Genomic DNA, 22406 nt, shown 5'->3' with positions numbered 1-22406 from the left:
AAAAAAACTATTTTTGTGCCCACAAATTTTTAAAGAAAGATGGCAACATACAAGAAGAGAGGATATAAACCAGGAAACAAAAAAGAAGAAAATCAATCAGATGAATCAGCTTATGAAACAGCTGGTGTTTTGAATACTTTGGATGAAACTGCTTCAAAATCTGAACAATGGATTGAAAAAAACAGCAAACCTTTACTAATTACTTTAATCAGTTTGGTGGTTGTTTTCTTGGGTTACCTAGGATATAATAAGTTTATTGAAGAACCAAAAGAATTAGAAGCTGCAGATGAATTGGCTTTTCCAAGAAAATATTTTGATGAGGCTGCTGTTGCAGGATCTGGAATAGATTCTTTATTAAACTTAGGATTAGAGGGTGCAGATGGAAAATATGGTTTTGTTGATATCGCTGAATCTTACAGTGGCACAAATGCTGGAAATTTGGCAAATTATTATGCAGGTGTTTCTTATTTACAATTGAAACAATATGACAAAGCAATTGAATTTTTAAGCAAATTCGATTCTGATGACGAAATGTTAGGGCCAATTTCTTTAGGCGCAATTGGTGATGCTTTTTCTGATATCAATCAACCAAAAGATGCATTGGAATATTATGAAAAAGCTGCCAACAAAAAAGACAACGAATTTACAACTCCTTTATATTTATTCAAAGCAGGACAAACTGCTATGAATTTGAAAGAATTTGGAAAAGCGGAAGGATTCTTTACTAAAATCAAAGAAAATTATTCAAAATCTGATCAAGGAAGAGATATTGAAAAATTCATAAACGCTGCAAAATACGCAGAATAGGTTTTAGTTTTTAGTTGAAAGTTTTAGTTGTAAAAAATCATCTTTAAATTTTGAACTCTAAACTTTGAACTTTGAATTAAGAATAATGGCAACAACCAATTTATCATATTACGACAAAACTAAAATCCCAAATGCGAATTCATTTCGATTTGGGATTGTTGTTTCTGAATGGAATCCAGAGATTACCCAAAATTTAAAAAAAGGTGCCATTGAAACCTTACTAGATTGTGGAGCTCAAGAAAAAAACATTATTTCTTGGGATGTTCCAGGGAGTTTTGAATTGGTTTTTGGATGTAAAAAAATGATTCAAACCCAAAAACTAGATGCCATTATTGCCATTGGAAATGTAATTCAAGGAGAAACAAAACATTTTGATTTTGTTTGTGAAGGCGTTACACAAGGCATCGTAGATTTGAATGTAAAGTATGATATTCCTGTGATTTTCTGTGTATTAACAGACAATACAAAACAACAATCTTTAGATCGTTCTGGAGGAAAATTAGGCAATAAAGGAATTGAATGTGCCATAGCTGCCATCAAGATGGCTGTCTTAAAAAATACTGGAAAATCATCAGAAAGTATTGGCTTTTAGCAAATAAACCAAGCTGTTTTTTTAAGAATTCTTTTTGCATCATTTCTTGATGTATTCCTATTATTTCTTTAAATTTGAATACTTTTAAAAATTGGAAAGATTTCTTTTTTTCTTTCCAATCAAGATGCTAAAACTATGGGATTTTTAAAAAGAACCAATAAAAAATTTGAATACAAACCTCGTTTTTACAAAGGAGAAGGAAGTCCATATAAAATAGAACACAAACTGGATAAATACCGAAAAACAGCAGGTAAAAACAAAAATTTAAAATCAAAATTAACAGATGCAATTAGTGAGTTAAGAGACTCAGAAAAAGGAGTTAACAGAACTATTATCTATATTATCTTAGTACTTGTATTGGTTTTTTTATTTATCATCGATTTTGATTTGTCTATATTTTTTACAAAATAATGTCAGATATCATTCAACTCTTACCAAATCATGTAGCCAATCAAATTGCTGCTGGTGAGGTCGTTCAACGTCCTGCATCTGTAGTAAAAGAATTGCTTGAAAATGCCATTGATGCTGGTGCAACTGACATCAAATTACTCATCAAAGAAGCTGGAAAAATCCTAATTCAAGTAATTGATAACGGAAAAGGCATGAGTGTTACTGATGCAAGAATGTGTTTTGAACGTCATGCAACTTCCAAAATTAGAAAAGCTGAGGATTTATTTAGCCTTCACACCAAAGGTTTTCGTGGAGAAGCATTGGCTTCAATTGCTGCTATTGCACATGTTGAATTAAAAACCAAACAAGAAAATCAAGAGCTTGGAACGTGTATTAAAATTGAAGGAAGTAAAATCACTTCCCAAGAATTTGTAAACACATCAAAAGGCACAAGCATTGCTGTAAAAAACTTGTTTTATAACATTCCTGCTAGAAGAAAGTTTTTGAAATCTGATACGATTGAAACGCGTCATATTATTGATGAATTTCAACGAGTGGTTTTGGCACATCCTGGAATTTCATTTTTATTACATCACAATGATATTGAGGTATATAACCTAAAAAGTAGTAATTTTAGAAAACGAATTGTGGCTGTTTTTGGTTCAAAAATGAATGAAAAATTGGTTCCTATTGAAGAGCAAACGGATATTGTTTCAATCACAGGTTTCGTTACAAAACCTTCTTTTTCAAAGAAAAAAAGAGGGGAACAATTCTTTTTTGTAAATGATCGATTTATAAAAAATGGGTATTTAAATCATGCAGTTGTGAGTGCTTTTGAGGGTTTGTTAGAATCAGGTTCACATCCCTCCTATTTTTTATATTTACAAGTTCCTGCAAATACGATTGATATCAATATTCATCCCACAAAAACGGAGATTGAGTTTGACAATGCCAATGCGTTGTATGCCATGTTAAGAGCTACTATCAAACATAGTTTGGGACAATACAATGTGGCTCCAATTTTAGATTTTAATAGAGATGCCAATCTAGATATTCCATATCAAATTGAAAAAAATTCGAGTTATACATCTACACCAAAAATCATTGTAGATCCTAATTTCAATCCTTTTAAAGAGGCTAGTCAAAAAGAAATTCATTTTCCTTTTAACAGAGAAAAACACACACAAAGTTGGGAATCTTTGTATACTTCAATTGAAACTTTCGAACAAAATAAACAAGAAAATCTATTTGAAAATCAGCAAGATAAAACCCAAAAAACATTTCAAATTCAGCGAAAATACATTATCAGTTTGATAAAATCTGGAGTGGTTTTAATTCATCAATCCTTAGCACATCAGCGCATTTTGTATGAATCTTTTTTGGAAAGTATCACTGTCAAAGAAGCAAATAGTCAGCAATTATTGTTCCCCGTAAAAATTTCTTTTTCATCCAATGAAATTGAAATGATTTATACCATCAAACAAGAATTGGAAAATGCTGGATTTTCTTTCGATGAATTTACCAAAGACAGCGTTACTATAAAAGGAATTCCAACGTCAGTAACTGAAAGTAAAATTTCAATAATTTTAGAGGATTTATTGAACGACATCAATTTAGAAGTTCCTGAAACAAGTTATAGTCATTTTGATGTAATGGCAAAATCGTTTGCTAAAACGTTGTCTATCAAAACTGGGACATTTTTATCGGAAAAAGAACAAGAAAATTTGGTAAATGACTTATTTTCGTGCAAAGAACCTTCCATTTCACCAACTGGAAAATCAACTTTCAAAACATTGACATTGAGCGAAATAGATAATCTTTTTAACAGTTAAAATATGAATAACATTACAGATGCTATCAAACATTTGATTATCATAAACGTAATAGTATTTATTGCGCCACAATTGCTGCAATCAGATTTTACGAACATTTTAGCCTTACATTTTCCCAAAAATGAACATTTCGGTTTTTGGCAATATGTTACACATATGTTTATGCATGGAGGTTTTGCGCACATTCTTTTCAATATGTACGGTTTGTGGGCTTTTGGAACACCTTTAGAACAAATGTGGGGAAAAAATAAATTTATTTTCTTTTATTTCTCATCTGGAATTGGAGCAGGTTTGATTTATACTTTGGTAAATTACTATCAATTCAATTCGATTTTTGAATTATTTATTCAAGCAGGATTAACTGATAATGAGGTAATTACAATTTTAAAAGAAGGAAGTACTAATGATTTGAGAGTTTTAGGAGCAATATCTCAACAACAATTCAATGAAATTTTTGCTTTGTATAACACTCCTGCTGTTGGAGCTTCAGGAGCCGTTTATGGAGTTTTAGTAGCTTTTGGAATGTATTTTAAAGATGCTAAATTGGCTTTGATTTTCTTTCCTGTGCCAATTGCAGCAAAATATTTTATTCCAGTGATGATTTTGGGAGATTTATTTTTTGGAGTAACAAAATATTCTGTTGGAAATGTTGCTCATTTTGCGCATATTGGAGGTGCATTGATTGGATTTATCATCGCATATTATTGGAAAAAAAATCAATTTAAAATGCATTAAATGAGTATTTTACATAATTTAAAACAACGATTTGAAAGAGGAACAATTGTAGAAAAATTAATCTACATCAATATTTTCTTCTTTTTCAGTACCATGTTATTGAGTGTTTTTCAGAGCTTGTATAAAAATGATGCTAATTTCTTGATTGATTGGCTTTCTCTAGATGGTTCAATAAACGTTGTATTAACAAAACCATGGACTTTACTTAGTTACGGATTTTTACATGCTGATTTTTTACATATTTTATTCAATTTAATTGCTTTGTATTTTATAGGAAATCTTTTTATTGAATATTTCACTCAAAAACAATTATTGACTTTTTACCTATTAGGAACTTTATTTGGTGGATTTTTCTTTCTATTCAGTCAAAATTATTTTCCATTATTTCAAGGAAGAACAGCTGTTTTGGTTGGTGCTTCTGCTGGAATTTCTGCAATTTTTATAGGAATTGCAACCTATATGCCCAATTATGAATTGAAAATTCGTTTTATTGGATTTGTGAAATTATGGTATTTGGCAGCAATTTGGGTTGGTTTAGATATATTAGCTTTGGCAGGAAATAATGCTGGAGGACATTTTGCGCATTTAGGAGGAAGTGTTTTTGGATTTTTGTTTGTAAATCAATTTAGCAACAAAAAAATCAGTGCTTTTGAGCAGTTTTTTTCCATTTTCAAACCGAAAAAGAAACCTCTAAAAACGGTTTATAAATCTAATTCCACTAAAAAAACAACTGAAAAAAGCGACTTTACACAAAAACAGATTGACGAAATTTTAGATAAAATAAGCAAATCAGGATATGATACACTTACAAAAGCAGAAAAGGAATTTTTGTTTAAACAAGGAAAAAATTAACCATAATTGAAAAAGCTATCTATCATCAACAAAATTATTTACTTGGTAAATATTGTTGTAGCATTATTACTTTTATCCTCATATTTATTACCTTTTATTTCACCAGAAAGGCTTCCTGTTTTGGCAATTTTAAGTTTGTTAGTGCCATTTTTGATATTCGCTAATATCGTTTTTTCTGTTTATTGGCTTTTATTTTTTAAAAGACAATTCATATTGTCTGCTTCCATTCTATTTTTAGGATGGATAACATTGACTCCAATTTATAAGTTTTTTGAAAAAAAATCAGTCTCAGAAAATGGTTTGACTGTGATGAGTTACAATGTGCGGTTATTCAATCATTGGGAATGGATTAATGATGATAAAATCCCTGAAAAAATCAATCATTTTATTCAAGAAAAATCTCCTGATATTTTACTATTTCAAGATTTTTACACGCTTGTAAATCAAGATTTTAACTATAAATATCACTATATCAACACCAAAACAAAAAACAATAAAAATGGTTTGGCGATTTACTCCAAATTTCCCATTATCAATAGTGGTTCTTTGGATTTAAAAAACACTTCAAACAACATTATTTTTGCTGATATTTTAAAAGGAAAAGATACTATAAGAGTGTATAATTTGCATTTGCAATCATTGAAATTAAAAACGGATAAAGAAAATTTTGGTCAGGAAAATTCAGAAAAATTAGTATCTATTTTGGAAGATGGTTTTAAAAAGCAAGTCAATCAAACAACTGTTTTTTTAGAACATGAAAGAAATTGGAAAGGAAAAAAAATAATTGCAGGAGACTTTAATAATACTAGTTTTTCATGGGTTTATAATCAAATTTCTAAAAACAAAAAAGATGCTTTTATTGAAGCAGGAAAAGAATTTGGAAAAACGTATAACTATTGGTTTCCCCTAAGAATTGATTTTATTTTAACCGATAAAACTGCTGAAATACAAGATTTTTCATCTTTTACTAAAAAATATTCTGATCACTTTCCAATATTGACAAAAATTAGTTGGTAAACTATTTAATAACTCCTTCTTTCAATAATTTTAAAAGATTTCTTTATAAATCTATTCTTAAAAATTTCAACTAAAAAACCAAAGATTCTTTTGTACTTAGAGATTTTCAACATATATAAACTAAATTTTAATAATTTTCCAAATTCATTTTTTATCTCAGTTTCATACTCTTTTAAAAAATTGGCTGAAAAATTATTGTATTTCAAACATTTTTCGATATTTCTAGCGGCTATAATTCCTGACATCATGCCTGTCCCAACACCTTCTTTATAAAAAGCATTCGATAATCCAGCAGCATCTCCTGTTAGTAAAAATCTATTTCCAATAATTTTTTGTTTTCCTAGATGATAAGGAATTACCCAACCACGCCAATTACTAATTCTCTCAGCATTAGAAAACTTATGTTTTACATATTTGTTTGATGAAATTATGTTTTCTATTTCTTGAATTAGGTTGATTTTGTGTTTTTTTATGAAGTAAGAATTGCCTCCTAAACTCACATTTGCCTCACCATTTACTAATGGAAAAATATAAAAAAATAAAGGTGCCTTTTTGTAAATAAGTCTAATTTCTCCCTCATTCATTTCATTAAAATCATTTATATTTTTAAAATATGCTGAAACAAATGTTGATTTATTTTTAATATCATTTTTGGGGAGAGCTAATTTTTTTGATACAATGGAATTTGCGCCATCAGCACCAACTATCAACTTTGTTAAAATTTGTTTTTCATCTTTAAGAGTTATTAAAATCCCATCAGGTTTCTCTTCCAAATTTTTAACTCCATTACCAAACTCTATATTAGTGAAGATTTTAGATAATTTTTCAACTAAAAAATGATCAAAATCAATTCTTTTAGCATAAGAAATAAAAAAATCTCTATCTTCACTTTCTGTAACAGGCAAGCATATTTTACTATTTATATGCAATCTAACTCCTTTTGAATGCAAAAAATTAGGGTGATTTAAGAAATCTTCAAAAAGATTATTTCCTAAAATTTTCATCGCTTTATAAGCATATAAAATTAAGCCATCACCGCAAGTTTTATCTCTTGGAAAAGTTTCTTTATCTATAATAAAATGATGAATTTTAAGGTTTGATAACATTAAAGAAGTTGCAGCTCCAGAAGGACCTGCACCAATAATACACACATCAGTCTTAATCATAAAATATAAAATTGTAAAACTACCATTTTTTTATTTCTTAAAACCATATTCACGTTCCACTTTACAAATACGCAATTGGTATTGTTGATACCATTTTTCTCTACCCAAATCTCTTGCAGCTGTATGTTCTATATTATTTTTCCAAGCCACAATATCATCCAAAGTTTCCCAATAAGAAACTGTAATTCCAATGTCTTTTCTAGCAGATTCTATCCCTAAATATCCTTTCTGAAGTTTTGCTAAAGCTTCCATTTTTTCTGCTGTTTCATGATATCCTTGTAAATTATCAGAAACAACTGTTGTGAAAATTACAGCATAATAGGGTGGTTTTAGATTTGTGACAATTTTCATATTTTGATTCGTTACTATTTATTGAATTATATTGTATTTTTGCAAGTCATAAATTTACATGAATGATTGCAAATAAAAAAGTCGCTTTTTATACCTTAGGTTGTAAGTTGAATTTTTCTGAAACGTCAACCATTGCTAGAAACTTTACCAATGAAGGTTTTGAAAGAGTTGATTTTGAAGAAAAAGCAGATGTGTATGTCATCAATACTTGTTCAGTAACTGACAATGCAGACAAGCGCTTTAAATCGATTGTAAAAAATGCTTTCAAACAAAATAAAAACGCTTTTTTAATTGCTGTTGGATGTTATGCACAATTAAAACCTGAGGAACTAGCAGCAGTTGATGGAGTAGATTTGGTTTTGGGTGCCACTGAAAAATTCAATGTGACAAGTTATATCAATGATTTAACGAAAAATGAAATTGGAGAAGTACACTCTTGCGAAATTTCGGAAGCTGATTTTTATGTTGGTTCTTATTCTATTGGCGATAGAACTCGTGCTTTTTTAAAAGTGCAAGATGGTTGTGATTATAAATGTACCTATTGTACAATTCCTTTAGCACGTGGAATTTCTAGAAGTGATACTTTGGAAAATGTTCTGAAAAATGCCCAAGAAATTGCTTCAAAAGGCATTAAAGAAATTGTATTGACAGGCGTAAATATTGGTGATTATGGAAAAGGTGAATTTGGAAACAAAAAACATGAACACACTTTTTATGAACTTGTTCAAGAATTAGATAAAATTGATGGGATTCATCGTTTGCGAATTTCGTCTATAGAACCCAATTTATTGACGGATGAAACCATTGATTTTGTGTCAAAATCAAACTCATTTGTGCCACATTTTCACATTCCATTGCAATCTGGAAGTGATGAATTGTTAAAAAAAATGAAACGCAGATACTTGCGAAAAACATACACAAATAGAGTGGAAAGAATCAAAGAAACCATGCCAAATGCTTGTATTGGTGTGGATGTTATTGTAGGGTTTCCAGGAGAAACTGACGAACTTTTTTTAGAAACGTACAACTATTTAAACGCTTTAGATATTTCTTATTTGCATGTTTTTACCTATTCTGAAAGACCAAATACTGAGGCTGCTGAAATGGAAAATGTGGTTCCGCAAAATGTGCGCGCAAAACGCAGTAAAATGTTGCGTGGATTAAGTGTCAAAAAAAGACGTGCATTTTATGAATCTCATTTAGGAAAAACGGCTACTGTTTTATTCGAAAACGAAAATAAAGAAGGATACATTCATGGTTTTACTGAAAACTATATCAAAGTAAAAACTCCTTGGAATCCTGAGCTGGCAAATACTTTGCACAATATTTCACTTACTGAAATTGATAGTGATGGATTAGTTCGATTTGAATTTATAAACGAGCCAATAGTAATTTAACCAACTATTTTACAAAAACTTTTTCATAAATATTACCTACAATATTTACCTAAAAATGATGAAAATACCCATATACTTAATGCCAGGTTTAGCAGCAGGTCCTGAAATTTTTGAAAATTTATCTTTGTCCAAAGAAAAATATGAAATTCATTATTTAAAATGGAAAAAGCCATTGGATTTGAATGAAAGTATTTCGAATTATGCTATGAGAATGTGTGAAGATGTAAAAAAGGAGAACCCTGTTTTGGTTGGTGTTTCTTTTGGTGGAATTTTAGTACAAGAAATGAGTAAATTTTTGGATTGTAAAAAAATCATCATCATTTCAAGTGTAAAAACTACTGATGAACTTCCAAAAAGGTTTAAAGTTGCCAATTTTGGGAATTTATATAAATTATTTCCAACAAAAATCATTACTCATTTTGAGGATTTTAGTCGCTTTTTTATCGGAAAAACATTGCAAAAAAGAGCCATGATTTATAAAAAATACCTTTCTGAAAGAAATGAAACATATCTAAAATGGGCGATTAAAAATGTTTTGAAATGGCAACAACATGAAGGAATTGAAAATATGATTCATATTCATGGAGTTGAAGACAAAATTTTTCCTATAAGTAATATCAAAAATGCTATTGAAATTGAAAATGGAACACACATTATGATATTAAACAAAGCAAAAAAGATCTCGAAAATTATCGATAAAAGTTTAACTTTTTAAAGACCAAATTTTTGTTTAATTTTATAGATTAAATCAACAATTCCAATGGACAAGTCAATTCGTTTTTTATCGCTAATTATCATTGTTTTTACAACAGTCTTTTTTATAAATGGTATACATAAATCAAATACAAATACAGAACCAAAAACAAATACGCACGAAAATTATAAAATAAAAGCACTAAAGTTGCCTGAAAATTTGAATTTTGCAGGTGAAAGAGTTCCATTGGAAATTCCAAATATTTTTGAAAGAATGGATAGAGAATTGCTGGTAAATACCTATTGGCAATCCAATGGATTATTGCTATTTAAGCGTGCAAATAAGTATTTTCCGATATTAGAACCACTCTTAAAAAAACATGGTTTGCCTGATGATTTTAAATTTTTGGCTTTAGCAGAAAGTGCATTTATTGACGAAACTTCTAGTGCAGGAGCAGCAGGAATGTGGCATTTCATGGTAGAAACTGGAAAAGAATATGGTTTGGAAATCAATGGCAATATTGATGAACGTTATAATATTGAAAAATCTACTGCTGTAGCTGCAGAATATCTAAAAAAATCTAAAGAAAAATTAGGCTCTTGGACATTGGCTGCTGCTGCTTATAATGCAGGAAACTATGGAGTTTCAAGCAGATTAGAGGCTCAAAAAGTAAAAAGTTATTATGAAGTTTTGTTGCCCAATGAAACTGAACGCTATGTTTTTAGAATTTTAGCTTTGAAAGAAGTCATGACAAATCCAGAAAAATATGGATTTGTTTTCGAAAAAGAAGATTTATATACTTTACCTAAAATAACCATTGTAAAAGTAGATACTACTATTACAAACTTAGTTTCTTTTAGTAAAAAATTTGGAATTACTTATAAAGAACTAAAAATTCACAATGCTTGGTTGCGTGAAAATAAATTGAATAATAAAAGTGGGAAAGTATATGAAATTAAAATTCCAGTAAAATAAATTATTCAATTATATTTTTTACTCTACCAATTAATCCTGATTGTAATTGGACTTTAATTCCATGTGGATGATTCACTGAATTTGTCAATATTTTTGAAACAACTCCTTGCGTAACTTCACCTGAAATTTGATGTTGTTTCAAAATAATTTCTACAAACATTCCGATTTTAATATTTGTACGTTTTCGACCATCAATCATTTTTCTAAATTTCTGTAAAAATAAAAAAGCCTATCAATTAATGATAGGCTTTTGATAAAAATTAACTAGTAATAAAATATATATTATAATACTCTTACATTTACTGCGTTTAATCCTTTTCTTCCATCTTGTAAGTCGAATTCAACTTCATCGTTTTCACGAATTTCGTCAACTAATCCTGACACATGCACAAAATGTTCTTTGTTTGATCCTTCTTCAGTGATAAATCCAAAACCTTTTGAATCATTGAAAAATTTTACGGTACCTTTATTCATTATAAAAAATTATTGTGTTGTTAAATTTAGTAATAACAACGTTTATTAGGTCACAAAGATACGCTCAATAAATAGAATAAAAGCTAATTAATTGATTTTGTTTTAATTAAATTGTTTAAAGCTTATGAATGAGTGCTTTAACTTCATTAAATTCTTGTATTATTTCTTCTAAAATTTCTTTAGAAGGTTTAATTTCATCAATAAGACCCGCAATTTGACCAATTTCTAATTCTCCATTTTCTAAATCACCCTCAAAAATCCCTTTTTTTGCTCTTGCTCTACCAAGCAATTCTTTTAGTTGATCTTCAGTGGGGTTTTGACGATATAATTCTTGAACTTGTTGATAAAATTTATTTTTTACCAAACGCACAGGAGCTAACTCTTTCAATGTTAAATGAGTATCTCCATCTTTCACATCAATAATTGTTTGTTTAAAATTTGAATGCGCTGAAGATTCTACACTTGCCGCAAATCTACTTCCGATTTGAACACCATCTGCACCTAAAATCATGGCAGCTAACATTCCTCTTCCTGTAGCAATTCCTCCAGCTGCAATTACTGGAATGGTTACCGCTTTTTTAACCATTGGAATCAATGTAAAAGTGGTTGTTTCCTCACGTCCATTGTGACCACCAGCTTCAAAACCTTCACACACAATGGCATCAACTCCAGCTTCTTGTGCTTTTAAAGCAAATTTTACAGAGCTCACCACATGAACAACAATAATTCCTTTTTCTTTCAAAAATGATGTCCACGTTTTTGGATTTCCAGCAGAAGTAAATACGATTTTTACGTTTTCTTCAACAATAATATCCATGATTTTTTCAATTTCTGGATACAACATGGGTACATTAACCCCAAAAGATTTGTCTGTAGCTTTGTTGCATTTTTGGATGTGTTCTCTCAACACTTCAGGATACATTGACCCTGCTCCAATCAATCCTAAACCTCCTGCATTTGATACTGCTGAGGCCAATTTCCATCCTGAAACCCAAACCATTCCTCCTTGAATTATTGGGTATTTTATGTTGAAAAGTTTTGTGATATTGTTAAACATTATTTTTAATATACAATTTATTCTTTCAAAATCTTAATTGTTCTTGAACTTGCATCATTAAAAATCTTCAGAAAATAAATTCCTTTTTTAAAAGTAGCAATATCAATATTTTCAGAGCTTACTGTTTGTTTTTCAAACACTTTTTTACCTAAAATATTGAAAATTTGTAATGAATAGGTTCCTGATGAATTCTCTAAATTTTGAATATTAAATGAGCTTTTAACTGGATTTGGACTGATTTTCATATTCGTTAATATGTTATCTTCCAAAGAAGCTGTATAATTATTCAAAGCAACTTCAAAATTAGGAATTCCATACCCATGTTGAACTGTAGGATTTGAATACCTATCAGCAGATTCAAAAACAGATTTCTTTAAATAATAATTAAAATTCTGGATTGTATTTGTTTTTTTGGTAGGATACGATTTTAGCAAAAAAGCGCTATTCTGATTCAAACAAGCAATCAAACCAGCCATAATTGGTGATGAAAAGGAAGTTCCATTTGATGAGGAAATTGCTCCACTTACATGATTTATAATGACCGCATTTGCTCCTTGCGCCAAAATTTCTGGCTTAATTCTGCCATCAAAAGTTGGTCCGTAAGAACTAAAACTGGCAATATTTCCAATAGAATTTACAGCTCCAACAGCAATTACTGAGGGCGCATCAGCAGGAGCTCCCATATATTTCCAAGAATCATTTCCACTATTTCCCACAGCATTTACCAGCAGCATTCCTCGAGAAGCTGCAATTTCTGCACCTCTTGAAATAAACGTTGTTTTTCCATCCATATCTTCATAAGAATGACTATGATTTTCATTGTCATAAGTAGTATAACCCAAAGAAGTATTGATGACATTTACGCCCAAACTATCTGCTTTTTCTGCGGCTTCAACCCACAATGTTTCTTCTAAAACAGTTTCAGATTCTACAATCTCAGTAATGAATAAATAAAATTTTGCATCAGGAGCAGTTCCTACAAATTCATTTTCAATATAGCCTGCAATGGTTGATAAAACTTGCGTTCCATGACCATCTCTTGTGTAAAAATTTGAATTTCTATCGGCAAAATTATAACCTCCTAAAATTTGATTATGATCTCGAATTCGTTGAAAAGCCGCTAATGTATTTACATTTGGAAAACCACCATCAATCACTGCAATTATTTGATTTCCTCCTGTTAATCCTTGTTGATGCAAGTAATCGCCTTTCAACATTTTAATTTGATTATTTGCTGAACCATAATTAAAATCTGTTGACGTTTTATTCCATTTATTTTGATGATTTGAAACTACTTTTTTTCTTTTTGATTTTCCATTTGGATTCAAAAATTTATTTGCAAATTCAATATGATCAATAAAATTATAACTTGAAAGTAACGTATTGATAACATTTATTTCTCCTTTTACATGGATTGCATTCAACCATTTTGATTTTCCTAAAACAGTTATTCCTGAACTATTTTTGATGGTTGAAATATAATTTTCATTTATTGGAACATCTTTTTCATCTACTGAAATTAGCAAATTATTTCTTCTATCTATCGCTCTTTGAGAAAGCATGGAAGTCGGATTTGCCATAAAAGTAGCTGCATTTGGTTTGTCTTTAAAAAACAACCATGCATCTTCTTGCTGAGAAAAAGCAGTTATAAAAATGAAAAAAAACAGTGTAAAAAAAATGTTTTTCATAGAGGATTTTTAAAACATAAATATAGCAATAAAAATCTGAAAATTATTCTTTTTTAAGAAATGACTCCTGAACCCAACAATTCCTCTTGTTGATACCAAGCCACAAATTGCCCTTCTTGAATGGCAGATTGTTGGTTTTCAAATTCCACAAACAAACCATTTTCAACTTTATATAAAGTAGCGTTTTCTAGAGCTTGTCTATAACGAATTCTGGCGTTTACTTTCATGATTTCTCCTGATTTCAAGGCCAAATCTTCACGAATCCAGTGAATTTCATCATTTGAAACAAATAATACATTTCTATATAAACCAGGATGATTTTTTCCTTCACCCGTAAAAATAATATTTTCATGTACGTCCGTTTCAATCACAAAAAGTGGTTCTTTTGTGCCACCAACAGCCAAGCCTTTTCTTTGTCCTTTTGTGAAATAATGCGCTCCTTGATGTTTGCCAACTACTTTTCCATCCGATTTTTTGTAGCTGTATTTTTGGGAAAAATAAATAAGTTCAGCTTCTTTGTTCTCAAAAGTTGGAATTGATTTGTGAAATTCCGAAAAATCTTCAGGAATTTGAACAATTTCGCCTTCTTTTGGCTGTAATTTTTGTTGTAAAAATTCAGGCAAACGCACTTTTCCTATAAAGCAAAGTCCTTGAGAATCTTTTTTCTCAGCCGTTATTAAATCTGCCTCTTTGGCAATTTTTCGTACTTCAGGTTTTGTCAATTCTCCAATTGGAAAGAACGATTTTGCCAATTGCTCTTGTGACAATTGACATAAAAAATAAGATTGATCTTTATTACTATCTTTTCCAGCCAACAATTTATAAACGATTTTTCCATCAATTTCTTCCTCACTTTTTCTACAATAATGACCAGTTGCCACAAAATCTGCCCCCAATTGAAGGGCGATTTTCATGAAAACATCAAATTTTATTTCACGATTGCAAAGTACATCAGGATTTGGAGTGCGTCCTTTTTCATATTCTTCAAACATATAATCAACAATACGTTCTTTGTATTGCTCGCTCAAATCCACTACTTGAAAAGGAATTCCTAGTTTTTCAGCAACAATCATAGCATCATTACTGTCTTCTAACCAAGGACATTCATTGGAAATTGTCACAGAATCATCGTGCCAATTTTTCATAAAAAGGCCAATGACTTCATAGCCTTGTTCTTTCAATAAATAGGCTGTAACACTTGAATCAACTCCACCAGAAAGCCCAACAACAACTCGTTCCATTTTTTATTTTTGAACTGCAAAGTTACGATTTTGTCGCGAAAATTTTGATTGAAAAAACTAATGCGTTTATTCTAAAAATTGATGGATTCTAGAGAGTTTTAAAACCACATTTTCATCTTTCGACTTCAAAAGTAAATTTTTGCCTTCTACGTTAAAATCATAAAACTGAAATTTTGGAGAAAGACTAGTATAACCTACCATTTCAAGTTGTTTCCTACCAAAATGTGCTTTAAAAATTCCATATTTTTCTCCTAAAGAATAATTGTAAAGTGTATATCCATTTTCAGGTCTTAAATGAAGCATCGCTTTTTTTGATGGATTTAAAGAATCTGACACTTCCTTATTATTGATAACAATAGAATCAAATTTCCAAATGCCAATTAATTTGTTAGCTTCTAAAGTTGGTAATTTATTTCCTCTCTCTAGAGTTATAGAAGTTATTTTATCTTCACTTTTTGCATGTAAAGTCATTGTATTTTTATTAAATTTTACATGATAAGAAGTATCGAAAGTTATAAAACCATTTGAGCCATTTTCATAGGTAATAGATAAAATTTCTGAGGCTTTTTTATATTTCCACAAACCAACAGAATGTTGTAACCAACCAGTTCCAAAAGTTTGAGTTGAATCAGCATTAAATTGAATCCAATCTGCAATTGGAGTCATGTCTTGGTCATTTATTTTCACCTCTTTCACAAGCCACAATCCATTAATATATTCCTGATTATCAATCTGTTGGTTTTTATTACATGAAATGATGATTGTAAAAATCAAGACAATTAAAAATACGTTACTTTTCATTTTTCTTAAATTTTTTGCTTTTTTCTATCTCTTTTTCATCGGTAATTTCTCCATCAATATAAAAATCCCATTTCCCAAATTTCTTTCCATTTTTATAGATTCCTTTTTCGCGTAAATTTCCATTCAATTCAAAGAATTTTGCAGCTCCATTCAAAATATTATTTTCAAAAGTTACTTCTTCAATCAAAATTCCATCACTTGAATATTTTTGAGAAATTCCATGTTTGAGACCATTTTTATAATGGGTAATTTCAGTGGCTTTCCCATTTGGATAATAATTGATGGCTTTTCCCTCTAGTTTTCCTTGATGGTAAAATTCTTCAGACATTATTTTACCATCATGAAAAAAATAGTGCCACTTTCCTACTCTATTTTTATCAATAAAAAATCCTTTGGATTGCAATTTTCCGTTTGTCAAATAAAACTCAACTGCAACAGAATCAGTTGTTTCTGAAAATTTTTTAATGATGGTTGGTTGCTGTGAATTTGATTCGTCATAAAATTTAAAAACACCTATTTCTTTACCATTCTTAAATTGCCCTTCGTAACGAATTTTTTGGTTATTATAATATTTTTTCCAAATGCCAGTTCGTTGTTTATTGGCATCAATTTGATTGATTTTTTGAGCAAAAAAAGAATCAATAGATGCAAAAAATAATGTAAGGATAATAAATGGCAACAATTTGTTTATTTTTATCATACAATTTTAATTTTTAAGTAAATATACAAATCACTTTAAAATGAGTAATCTTTATTTATTAAATTTACTTGAAAATGAAGTAAATGCATCAATAATAAACAGGCAGAAAGTAGCGAATATTGTATTAAAAGATGAAAATTTACATCGCGAACTTATTAAAATCACTTTTTACGTTACAGAAGAAATTTCAATTAAAGCAGTTTGGGTTTTAGAATGGATTTGCACTCATTACACAATTGACATTGTTTTAAAAAACATAGATGAGTTCACTGAAAACATAAAATTTGTAAAATTTGATAGTGCAGCAAGAGCTTGTTCAAAGATTTGTGAACTTTTAGCTGTGAATTTTGATACTAAAAAAGTCCTATGTTTAGATAATAACCATATTTTAAAAATTACAGAAACTTGTTTTGATTGGCTTATTTCAGATCAAAAAACAGCTGTAAAAGCTTATGCAATGACTACTTTATTTATTTTTGGCAAGAAACAAAAATGGATTCACGAATCATTAAAGCATCTTATTGAAACAAAAATAATTTTCGAAAGTAAAGGTACAAAAGCAAGAGGAAAAAATGTGTTGCTAGCTATTGAAAAACATAGAAAAAGTCGTTCATAAATCTTATGAAATGCCTATTTTTGTATCTTATTTTTTGAAACAATGAACTTGACTCCACTAAATGCTATTTCGCCAATTGATGGTCGTTATCGAAGTAAAATTGCTGAACTTGCCAATTATTTTTCTGAAGAAGCTTTGATAAAATATCGTGTTCGCGTAGAAATCGAATATTTCATTGCGCTTTGTGAAATTCCTTTACCACAATTGGCTGATTTTGATGCCTCAAATTTCACTCATTTAAGAAAAATTTATCAAGATTTTACTTCAAATGATGCTCAGCAAATAAAAGATATTGAGAAGATTACGAATCACGATGTAAAGGCTGCTGAGTATTTTATCAAAGAAAAATTTGATGCATTAGAATTGCAAAAATACAAGGAATTTATTCATTTTGGATTGACTTCACAAGACATCAATAACACCGCAATTCCTTTGTCGATAAAAGAGTTTTTACATGCTATTTTTACTCCAAATTTTGAAGAACTTATCACAAAATTAAAAACACTTGTTACTGAGTGGAAAGATATTTCTATGTTGGCAAGAACGCATGGTCAGCCAGCTTCTCCAACAAGATTAGGAAAGGAAATTGAGGTTTTTGTAGTGCGTTTAGAGGCGCAATTTCAGCAACTAAAAAATATTCCAAATGCTTCAAAATTTGGAGGTGCTACAGGAAATTATAATGCACACAAAGTGGCTTATCCTGCAATAAATTGGAAAGATTTTGGAACTGATTTTGTGGAAAATAAATTAGGATTGCATCATTCTTTTCCAACCACACAAATTGAACATTATGATCATATGGCATCCTTATTTGATGCTTTGAAAAGAATCAATACCATTATTATTGACTTGGATAGAGATTTTTGGACCTATGTTTCCATGGATTATTTCAAGCAAAAAATCAAAGCAGGTGAAGTGGGTTCATCAGCAATGCCACACAAAGTAAATCCGATTGATTTTGAAAATTCAGAAGGAAATTTAGGAATTGCCAATGCTATTTTTGAACATTTATCCGCAAAATTACCCATTTCTCGTTTGCAAAGAGATTTGACTGATAGTACTGTTTTGAGAAATGTGGGAGTTCCTTTTGGGCATACCATCATTGGTTTTACATCCACTTTAAAAGGACTGAATAAATTATTGCTGAATAAAGAGAAGTTTGAGCAAGATTTGGAAAATAATTGGGCTGTAGTTGCTGAAGCAATTCAAACGATTTTAAGACGTGAAGCCTATCCAAATCCTTATGAAGCGTTGAAAGGTTTAACGAGAACCAATGAAAAAATAAATCAAAAAACGATGGCAGATTTTATTGATACTTTGGATGTTTCAGAAGAAATAAAGAGAGAATTAAAATCGATTACACCTTCAAATTACACAGGAATATGATGAAAATAGATTATAGGGATATCAGAAAAGAGAGAAAAGAAAAGAGAGAAAACAAGAGAAATAATAGTCATCTCTTGTTTCTTGCTTCTTGTTTCTTGTTTCTAAATCTTGTCTCTTGCAAATCTGAATTTGCCGATAATTCAGACAGATTCAAAGAAGGGGTTTTTGAAATTCCTGCTGGAGATAATTTTGTAAAAGAAACCATCATCAGAAAAGATAGTATTCAAATCAGTAAATACGGAAATTCAGTTGATACGTTATCCATCAAATGGAAAAATAATTTTTTCTATACATTGAAATATATCCATCCAAAAAACGATTTACAAAAAGATCCTATGTATGTTCAAATCAATAAAATATATGATGATAAGTATGATTTTACGGTAAGGATTGGATTTTCAAAGTTTTCTCAAAAAGGAACAGTTTATAAAATTGAATAAATACTCCATTTAAACCTGTTGGGTGTTGAATTTTAAAATGAATTGGCCACGAATTCACGGATTTTTTTAAAATTACAAATCCAATAAATTCGAATTTTCATCTTAGATGAAAACAATTATTGTGATGAAATCCTTGAAATTGGTGAATTCGTGGCAAAAAAATCTATTTTACTATCCAATAAAATAATTTCAGCCAAAAGGTTCCATTTAATAAGTGAAGTAATCAAAATATTGAATTCGGAATTTTGAATTTTAAACTACTGAACATATTTTGTCTTTTTCATTGTACTCAACACAATAAAAGAAGCTAGGAAAAATAATGCCAAGCACAATACACTCCATTGCATAGAATCTGTAATTGCGAATAATAATCCATACACTAAAGTTCCTAAAACAATAGCGATTTTTTCAGTAACATCATAAAAACTAAAATACGTTGCATGGTCTTGAGTTTCTGGCAATAATTTAGAATATGTTGACCTTGCTAATGATTGAATAGCGCCCAAAACCAATCCCAAAACAGCACCTAAAGAATAGAAATAAATCGCCACATTTGGCAATCCTTTGTGTAATAAAAAAGCACAAAAACACACAATCATCCAAATAAAAATAGTGATTTTCAACGCTAAAATATTTCCTTTTTTCTCAGAAATTTTGGAGAAAATATAAGCTCCAGCAATGGCTACAATTTGAATTAATAACACTGTTATGATCAAATCAATGGCTTTTAATCCCAATTCTGTTGAACCAAAAATAGTCGCTAATAATATAATTGTTTGAACTCCAACACTTAATAAAAAAAACGAAATTAAAAAACGTTTTAACGTTGGAGATTTCATCATTTCTTTGGCAACGATTTTCAATTCCCTAAACCCTTTCCAGATATAATCTTTTTCAGGTTTTTTATGAAATACGTTGCTTGGCAATTTGCGAAATGTGATTTGCGCAAAACCCAACCACCACAAACCTACCATCACAAAAGAAATTCTTGAAGCTGTTCCTGAAGTTAATCCAAATGTTTCTGGCATTTGAATCAATATTAAATTGATAATTAATAAAATAACAGAACCAATATATCCAAAAATAAACCCTTTTGCACTGGCACTGTCTTGCTGTTCTGGATGCGCAATTTCGGGTAAATACGCATTGTAAAAAACCAAACTTGCCCAAAAACCAATACTCGCAAAAATGGTAAAAACAATTCCAACCCATACTGTTTCAACGCTGTCAAAAAAATACAAACTCATCACTGAAATACTTCCTAAAGCACAGAAAAATCGCATGAATTTTTTCTTACTTCCAGTATAATCAGCAATTCCAGATAAAATTGGAGACATAAAAGCAACCACTAAAAATGAAAAAGAAAGTGCATAACTATACAACGTATCAGGATGTTCCCATTCCATCCAAAGGAAAGTTACAATTTCATCTTTGGTAATTGCACTATAATATAAAGGAAAAACCGCAGTTGCAATCACCAAAGAATACACAGAATTTGCCCAATCATAAAATGCCCAACTATTGATTAATTTTTTATCTCCTTTTTGTAACATGAAAGTATTTTATTTAAAATTAAAAACCATTCAAAAATCAACTTTTGAATGGTTCACAATATACTAAATCTTATGATATGTTATTTTTTTAAATTCGCAGTTTGTGTATTGAATTTTTCTGCCAATTTTGTTGCTTCTGGAAGGTAATTTCTCAGGCTTTCAATTCTACTCTCGTTTGATGGATGTGTACTTAAAAACTCAGGTCCTTGCTTTCCTCCTGATAATTTACTCATTCTCACCCAAACCTCAGCAGCTTCTTTGCCATCGTAACCAGCCATAATCATAAAAACCAATCCTAATTTATCAGCCTCATCTTCATGTGTTCTACTAAAAGCCAACATACCCACTTGTGAGCCAACACCATACGCTAAATTCCAAATTTGAGCAGCTTTTGGATCTTTACTGGAAGTTCCAATAGCAACTGCAGCTCCACCTAATTGTTGAATTTGAGCTGAAGACATTCGCTCTTGACCATGTTTTGCAAAAGCATGAGCCACTTCATGACCCATAACAGCTGCAACACCATCTTCATTGGCGCAAATAGGCATAATTCCTGTATAAAAAACGACTTTTCCTCCTGGCATACACCAAGCATTTACGGTTTTATCCTCAACCAAATTAAACTCCCATCTATACGAATCTGCTTCAGCTTTCATTCCATTTGCTCTCATAAATCGATCTACAGCTGCAGAAACATTTTTACCAACTTCTTTTACTTGATTGGTCATTTCGGCATTTGTTGAAAGTTTATTTTTTTCTAAAAAACCTTTGTACTGTGCAAAACTTGTAGGAAGCACCTCTGCATCTTTTACAAAATTCACACGTTTTCTACCAGTAATTGGCACAGTGCTACAATCAACTAAAAGAAATCCAACAAACAGTAAAAGGACTAGTTTTTTCATTTTTATATATTTTTAAAATTATTATGAAGATTTTACAAAAGGAAAACGCTTATTCAACAACTAAATTACAGATTCTTTCTTTTCAAAAAAAATAAAACTGAATTGTTTTAGTTGAAATACGATTTAAAACCTTCATCAACGCAAAATAGTAATTTAAAATTCGAAAAATCAGTATATTTACGACTATTATAAGAAAAACAAAAAAATATATTACTTATGTATAAATTTATGGGGTTATTGGTATTCAGTCTTTTGATGAGTTGTCAAAGCAAAGCGCAAACAAATACTGAACAAAAAAAAACCTACAAAATCGAAAAATCAGACGCAGAATGGAAAAAGATTTTATCGCCAATGGAATATTATGTGTTGCGTGAAGCTGGCACTGAAAGAGCTTTTTCAAGTCCGTTAAATAATAATAAAGAGAAAGGAACATATGTTTGTGCGGCATGTAAAACGCCTTTGTATGAATCCAAATACAAATACGATTCTGGTTCAGGTTGGCCTTCTTTTGATAGAGGAATTACAAAAAATATAGAACTAGATGTGGATTATAAAATTGGTTATGAACGCACTGAGCTCAAATGCAATACTTGTGGCAGTCATTTAGGACATTCTTTTGATGATGGCCCTCAAAAAACCACTGGAAAACGTCATTGTATTAATGGTGTTGCCTTGACATTTATTCCTGACAAAAAAGAATAAAAAAACTGATATTCAATAACTTAATAAACAATTTTGAG

The 22406-nt window shown here is 30.1% G+C and carries 25 protein-coding genes; 14 read left to right on the top strand and 11 right to left on the bottom strand.

Features of this window, described 5'->3' with window-relative positions; translation table 11 throughout:
* The first annotated feature begins 39 nt into the window (after positions 1 to 39).
* From IU405_RS13950 to IU405_RS13920, 7 genes are all read left to right on the top strand, one after another.
* Positions 40 to 807 (top strand): tetratricopeptide repeat protein, encoded by a 768-nt coding sequence (locus IU405_RS13950; RefSeq protein WP_197439224.1) that lies wholly within the window; start codon positions 40 to 42, stop codon positions 805 to 807.
* Positions 808 to 892: 85 nt separating this feature from the next.
* Entirely contained in the window at positions 893 to 1399 is a 507-nt protein-coding gene (gene ribH / locus IU405_RS13945) for a 6,7-dimethyl-8-ribityllumazine synthase (RefSeq protein WP_197439223.1), read from the top strand.
* A gap of 135 nt (positions 1400 to 1534) precedes the next feature.
* Complete coding sequence (locus IU405_RS13940; RefSeq protein WP_197439222.1) at positions 1535 to 1810, top strand: riboflavin synthase subunit beta; 276 nt, start codon at positions 1535 to 1537, stop codon at positions 1808 to 1810.
* Positions 1810 to 3621: a DNA mismatch repair endonuclease MutL gene (gene mutL / locus IU405_RS13935; protein WP_197439221.1), complete on the top strand. Its 1812-nt coding sequence runs from the start codon at positions 1810 to 1812 to the stop codon at positions 3619 to 3621. Before IU405_RS13940 ends, mutL begins: the two co-directional genes overlap by 1 nt.
* A gap of 3 nt (positions 3622 to 3624) precedes the next feature.
* A complete protein-coding gene (locus IU405_RS13930) occupies positions 3625 to 4356 on the top strand; it encodes a rhomboid family intramembrane serine protease (RefSeq protein ID WP_197439220.1) in 732 nt (243 codons plus the stop codon).
* Positions 4357 to 5208 carry a rhomboid family intramembrane serine protease gene (locus IU405_RS13925; protein WP_197439219.1) on the top strand — a complete coding sequence of 284 codons (852 nt, stop codon included), beginning with the start codon at positions 4357 to 4359 and terminating at the stop codon, positions 5206 to 5208.
* A gap of 6 nt (positions 5209 to 5214) precedes the next feature.
* Entirely contained in the window at positions 5215 to 6225 is a 1011-nt protein-coding gene (locus IU405_RS13920; protein WP_197439218.1) for an endonuclease/exonuclease/phosphatase family protein, read from the top strand.
* 5 nt (positions 6226 to 6230) lie between these two features.
* Here the strand turns inward: IU405_RS13920 and IU405_RS13915 are convergent, their stop codons facing one another.
* Both IU405_RS13915 and IU405_RS13910 read right to left on the bottom strand, forming a co-directional pair.
* Positions 6231 to 7391, bottom strand: a complete 1161-nt coding sequence (locus IU405_RS13915) for an NAD(P)/FAD-dependent oxidoreductase (RefSeq protein WP_197439217.1) — start codon at positions 7389 to 7391, stop codon at positions 6231 to 6233.
* A 30-nt stretch (positions 7392 to 7421) separates the two neighbouring features.
* A complete protein-coding gene (locus IU405_RS13910; protein ID WP_197439216.1) occupies positions 7422 to 7742 on the bottom strand; it encodes an antibiotic biosynthesis monooxygenase family protein in 321 nt (106 codons plus the stop codon).
* Positions 7743 to 7804: 62 nt separating this feature from the next.
* Between IU405_RS13910 and mtaB the strand changes: the two genes are divergently transcribed.
* Genes mtaB through IU405_RS13895 form a run of 3 tightly spaced genes read left to right on the top strand, consistent with a single transcriptional unit; the run spans position 7805 to position 10808 of the window.
* A complete protein-coding gene (gene mtaB, locus IU405_RS13905) occupies positions 7805 to 9139 on the top strand; it encodes a tRNA (N(6)-L-threonylcarbamoyladenosine(37)-C(2))-methylthiotransferase MtaB (protein WP_197439215.1) in 1335 nt (444 codons plus the stop codon).
* 58 nt (positions 9140 to 9197) lie between these two features.
* A complete protein-coding gene (locus tag IU405_RS13900) occupies positions 9198 to 9854 on the top strand; it encodes an alpha/beta hydrolase (RefSeq protein WP_231749754.1) in 657 nt (218 codons plus the stop codon).
* Positions 9855 to 9899: 45 nt separating this feature from the next.
* Positions 9900 to 10808: a lytic transglycosylase domain-containing protein gene (locus tag IU405_RS13895; RefSeq protein WP_197439213.1), complete on the top strand. Its 909-nt coding sequence runs from the start codon at positions 9900 to 9902 to the stop codon at positions 10806 to 10808.
* 1 nt (position 10809) lies between these two features.
* Here IU405_RS13895 and IU405_RS13890 read toward each other — a convergent pair whose 3' ends face one another.
* From IU405_RS13890 to IU405_RS13860, 7 genes are all read right to left on the bottom strand, one after another.
* Positions 10810 to 11007, bottom strand: a complete 198-nt coding sequence (locus IU405_RS13890; protein ID WP_231749752.1) for a YwbE family protein — start codon at positions 11005 to 11007, stop codon at positions 10810 to 10812.
* 83 nt (positions 11008 to 11090) lie between these two features.
* Positions 11091 to 11282, bottom strand: coding sequence for a cold-shock protein (locus tag IU405_RS13885; protein ID WP_197439212.1), 192 nt, complete (start codon positions 11280 to 11282; stop codon positions 11091 to 11093).
* Positions 11283 to 11397: 115 nt separating this feature from the next.
* The gene (locus IU405_RS13880; RefSeq protein ID WP_197439211.1) at positions 11398 to 12339 is read right to left on the bottom strand and encodes an NAD(P)H-dependent flavin oxidoreductase; all 942 of its coding nucleotides are present in this window, start codon (positions 12337 to 12339) and stop codon (positions 11398 to 11400) included.
* Between the two features lie 17 nt (positions 12340 to 12356).
* Complete coding sequence (locus IU405_RS13875) at positions 12357 to 14027, bottom strand: S8 family serine peptidase (protein WP_197439210.1); 1671 nt, start codon at positions 14025 to 14027, stop codon at positions 12357 to 12359.
* Positions 14028 to 14080: 53 nt separating this feature from the next.
* Positions 14081 to 15268 (bottom strand): tRNA 2-thiouridine(34) synthase MnmA, encoded by a 1188-nt coding sequence (mnmA, locus tag IU405_RS13870; protein ID WP_197439209.1) that lies wholly within the window; start codon positions 15266 to 15268, stop codon positions 14081 to 14083.
* Positions 15269 to 15334: 66 nt separating this feature from the next.
* Entirely contained in the window at positions 15335 to 16069 is a 735-nt protein-coding gene (locus tag IU405_RS13865) for a hypothetical protein (protein WP_197439208.1), read from the bottom strand.
* Complete coding sequence (locus IU405_RS13860; RefSeq protein WP_197439207.1) at positions 16059 to 16769, bottom strand: toxin-antitoxin system YwqK family antitoxin; 711 nt, start codon at positions 16767 to 16769, stop codon at positions 16059 to 16061. Before IU405_RS13860 ends, IU405_RS13865 begins: the two co-directional genes overlap by 11 nt.
* Positions 16770 to 16809: 40 nt before the next feature.
* Here IU405_RS13860 and IU405_RS13855 point away from each other — a divergent pair, with 40 nt between their 5' ends.
* From IU405_RS13855 to IU405_RS13845, 3 genes are read left to right on the top strand one after another with little or no spacing between them, the layout of a single operon-like run.
* Positions 16810 to 17385, top strand: coding sequence for an adenylosuccinate lyase (locus IU405_RS13855; protein ID WP_197439206.1), 576 nt, complete (start codon positions 16810 to 16812; stop codon positions 17383 to 17385).
* A gap of 42 nt (positions 17386 to 17427) precedes the next feature.
* Positions 17428 to 18771, top strand: coding sequence for an adenylosuccinate lyase (gene purB / locus IU405_RS13850; RefSeq protein WP_197439205.1), 1344 nt, complete (start codon positions 17428 to 17430; stop codon positions 18769 to 18771).
* Positions 18771 to 19211, top strand: coding sequence for a hypothetical protein (locus IU405_RS13845; RefSeq protein ID WP_231749750.1), 441 nt, complete (start codon positions 18771 to 18773; stop codon positions 19209 to 19211). Before purB ends, IU405_RS13845 begins: the two co-directional genes overlap by 1 nt.
* Positions 19212 to 19468: 257 nt before the next feature.
* Here IU405_RS13845 and IU405_RS13840 read toward each other — a convergent pair whose 3' ends face one another.
* Positions 19469 to 20764: an MFS transporter gene (locus tag IU405_RS13840; protein ID WP_197439204.1), complete on the bottom strand. Its 1296-nt coding sequence runs from the start codon at positions 20762 to 20764 to the stop codon at positions 19469 to 19471.
* 80 nt (positions 20765 to 20844) lie between these two features.
* Positions 20845 to 21666 carry a M48 family metallopeptidase gene (locus tag IU405_RS13835; protein ID WP_197439203.1) on the bottom strand — a complete coding sequence of 274 codons (822 nt, stop codon included), beginning with the start codon at positions 21664 to 21666 and terminating at the stop codon, positions 20845 to 20847.
* A gap of 216 nt (positions 21667 to 21882) precedes the next feature.
* Between IU405_RS13835 and msrB the strand changes: the two genes are divergently transcribed.
* A complete protein-coding gene (msrB, locus tag IU405_RS13830) occupies positions 21883 to 22368 on the top strand; it encodes a peptide-methionine (R)-S-oxide reductase MsrB (protein WP_197439202.1) in 486 nt (161 codons plus the stop codon).
* The last annotated feature ends 38 nt before the right edge of the window (positions 22369 to 22406 follow it).

The sequence above is a fragment of the Polaribacter sp. BAL334 genome, assembly GCF_015767435.1.
Taxonomy (GTDB): Bacteria; Bacteroidota; Bacteroidia; order Flavobacteriales; family Flavobacteriaceae; genus Polaribacter.
The sequence above is the reverse complement of the archived record's forward strand: the minus strand, read 5'-3'. Positions and strand labels throughout refer to the sequence as shown.

What these genes read in the sequence shown, in the direction of transcription:
- IU405_RS13930 (WP_197439220.1), top strand. Translation starts at nt 3,625, where the DNA reads ATGAATAACATTACAGATGCTATCAAACATTTGATTATCATAAACGTA.
- IU405_RS13950 (WP_197439224.1), top strand. Translation starts at nt 40, where the DNA reads ATGGCAACATACAAGAAGAGAGGATATAAACCAGGAAACAAAAAAGAA.
- purB (WP_197439205.1), top strand. Translation starts at nt 17,428, where the DNA reads ATGAACTTGACTCCACTAAATGCTATTTCGCCAATTGATGGTCGTTAT.
- IU405_RS13885 (WP_197439212.1), bottom strand. Translation starts at nt 11,282, where the DNA reads ATGAATAAAGGTACCGTAAAATTTTTCAATGATTCAAAAGGTTTTGGA.
- IU405_RS13900 (WP_231749754.1), top strand. Translation starts at nt 9,198, where the DNA reads ATGAAAATACCCATATACTTAATGCCAGGTTTAGCAGCAGGTCCTGAA.
- mutL (WP_197439221.1), top strand. Translation starts at nt 1,810, where the DNA reads ATGTCAGATATCATTCAACTCTTACCAAATCATGTAGCCAATCAAATT.
- IU405_RS13880 (WP_197439211.1), bottom strand. Translation starts at nt 12,339, where the DNA reads ATGTTTAACAATATCACAAAACTTTTCAACATAAAATACCCAATAATT.
- IU405_RS13855 (WP_197439206.1), top strand. Translation starts at nt 16,810, where the DNA reads ATGAGTAATCTTTATTTATTAAATTTACTTGAAAATGAAGTAAATGCA.
- ribH (WP_197439223.1), top strand. Translation starts at nt 893, where the DNA reads ATGGCAACAACCAATTTATCATATTACGACAAAACTAAAATCCCAAAT.
- IU405_RS13895 (WP_197439213.1), top strand. Translation starts at nt 9,900, where the DNA reads ATGGACAAGTCAATTCGTTTTTTATCGCTAATTATCATTGTTTTTACA.
- IU405_RS13910 (WP_197439216.1), bottom strand. Translation starts at nt 7,742, where the DNA reads ATGAAAATTGTCACAAATCTAAAACCACCCTATTATGCTGTAATTTTC.
- IU405_RS13835 (WP_197439203.1), bottom strand. Translation starts at nt 21,666, where the DNA reads ATGAAAAAACTAGTCCTTTTACTGTTTGTTGGATTTCTTTTAGTTGAT.
- IU405_RS13925 (WP_197439219.1), top strand. Translation starts at nt 4,357, where the DNA reads ATGAGTATTTTACATAATTTAAAACAACGATTTGAAAGAGGAACAATT.
- IU405_RS13845 (WP_231749750.1), top strand. Translation starts at nt 18,771, where the DNA reads ATGAAAATAGATTATAGGGATATCAGAAAAGAGAGAAAAGAAAAGAGA.
- IU405_RS13890 (WP_231749752.1), bottom strand. Translation starts at nt 11,007, where the DNA reads ATGATTGATGGTCGAAAACGTACAAATATTAAAATCGGAATGTTTGTA.
- IU405_RS13860 (WP_197439207.1), bottom strand. Translation starts at nt 16,769, where the DNA reads ATGATAAAAATAAACAAATTGTTGCCATTTATTATCCTTACATTATTT.
- IU405_RS13840 (WP_197439204.1), bottom strand. Translation starts at nt 20,764, where the DNA reads ATGTTACAAAAAGGAGATAAAAAATTAATCAATAGTTGGGCATTTTAT.
- mtaB (WP_197439215.1), top strand. Translation starts at nt 7,805, where the DNA reads ATGATTGCAAATAAAAAAGTCGCTTTTTATACCTTAGGTTGTAAGTTG.
- msrB (WP_197439202.1), top strand. Translation starts at nt 21,883, where the DNA reads ATGTATAAATTTATGGGGTTATTGGTATTCAGTCTTTTGATGAGTTGT.
- IU405_RS13865 (WP_197439208.1), bottom strand. Translation starts at nt 16,069, where the DNA reads ATGAAAAGTAACGTATTTTTAATTGTCTTGATTTTTACAATCATCATT.
- IU405_RS13875 (WP_197439210.1), bottom strand. Translation starts at nt 14,027, where the DNA reads ATGAAAAACATTTTTTTTACACTGTTTTTTTTCATTTTTATAACTGCT.
- IU405_RS13915 (WP_197439217.1), bottom strand. Translation starts at nt 7,391, where the DNA reads ATGATTAAGACTGATGTGTGTATTATTGGTGCAGGTCCTTCTGGAGCT.
- mnmA (WP_197439209.1), bottom strand. Translation starts at nt 15,268, where the DNA reads ATGGAACGAGTTGTTGTTGGGCTTTCTGGTGGAGTTGATTCAAGTGTT.
- IU405_RS13940 (WP_197439222.1), top strand. Translation starts at nt 1,535, where the DNA reads ATGGGATTTTTAAAAAGAACCAATAAAAAATTTGAATACAAACCTCGT.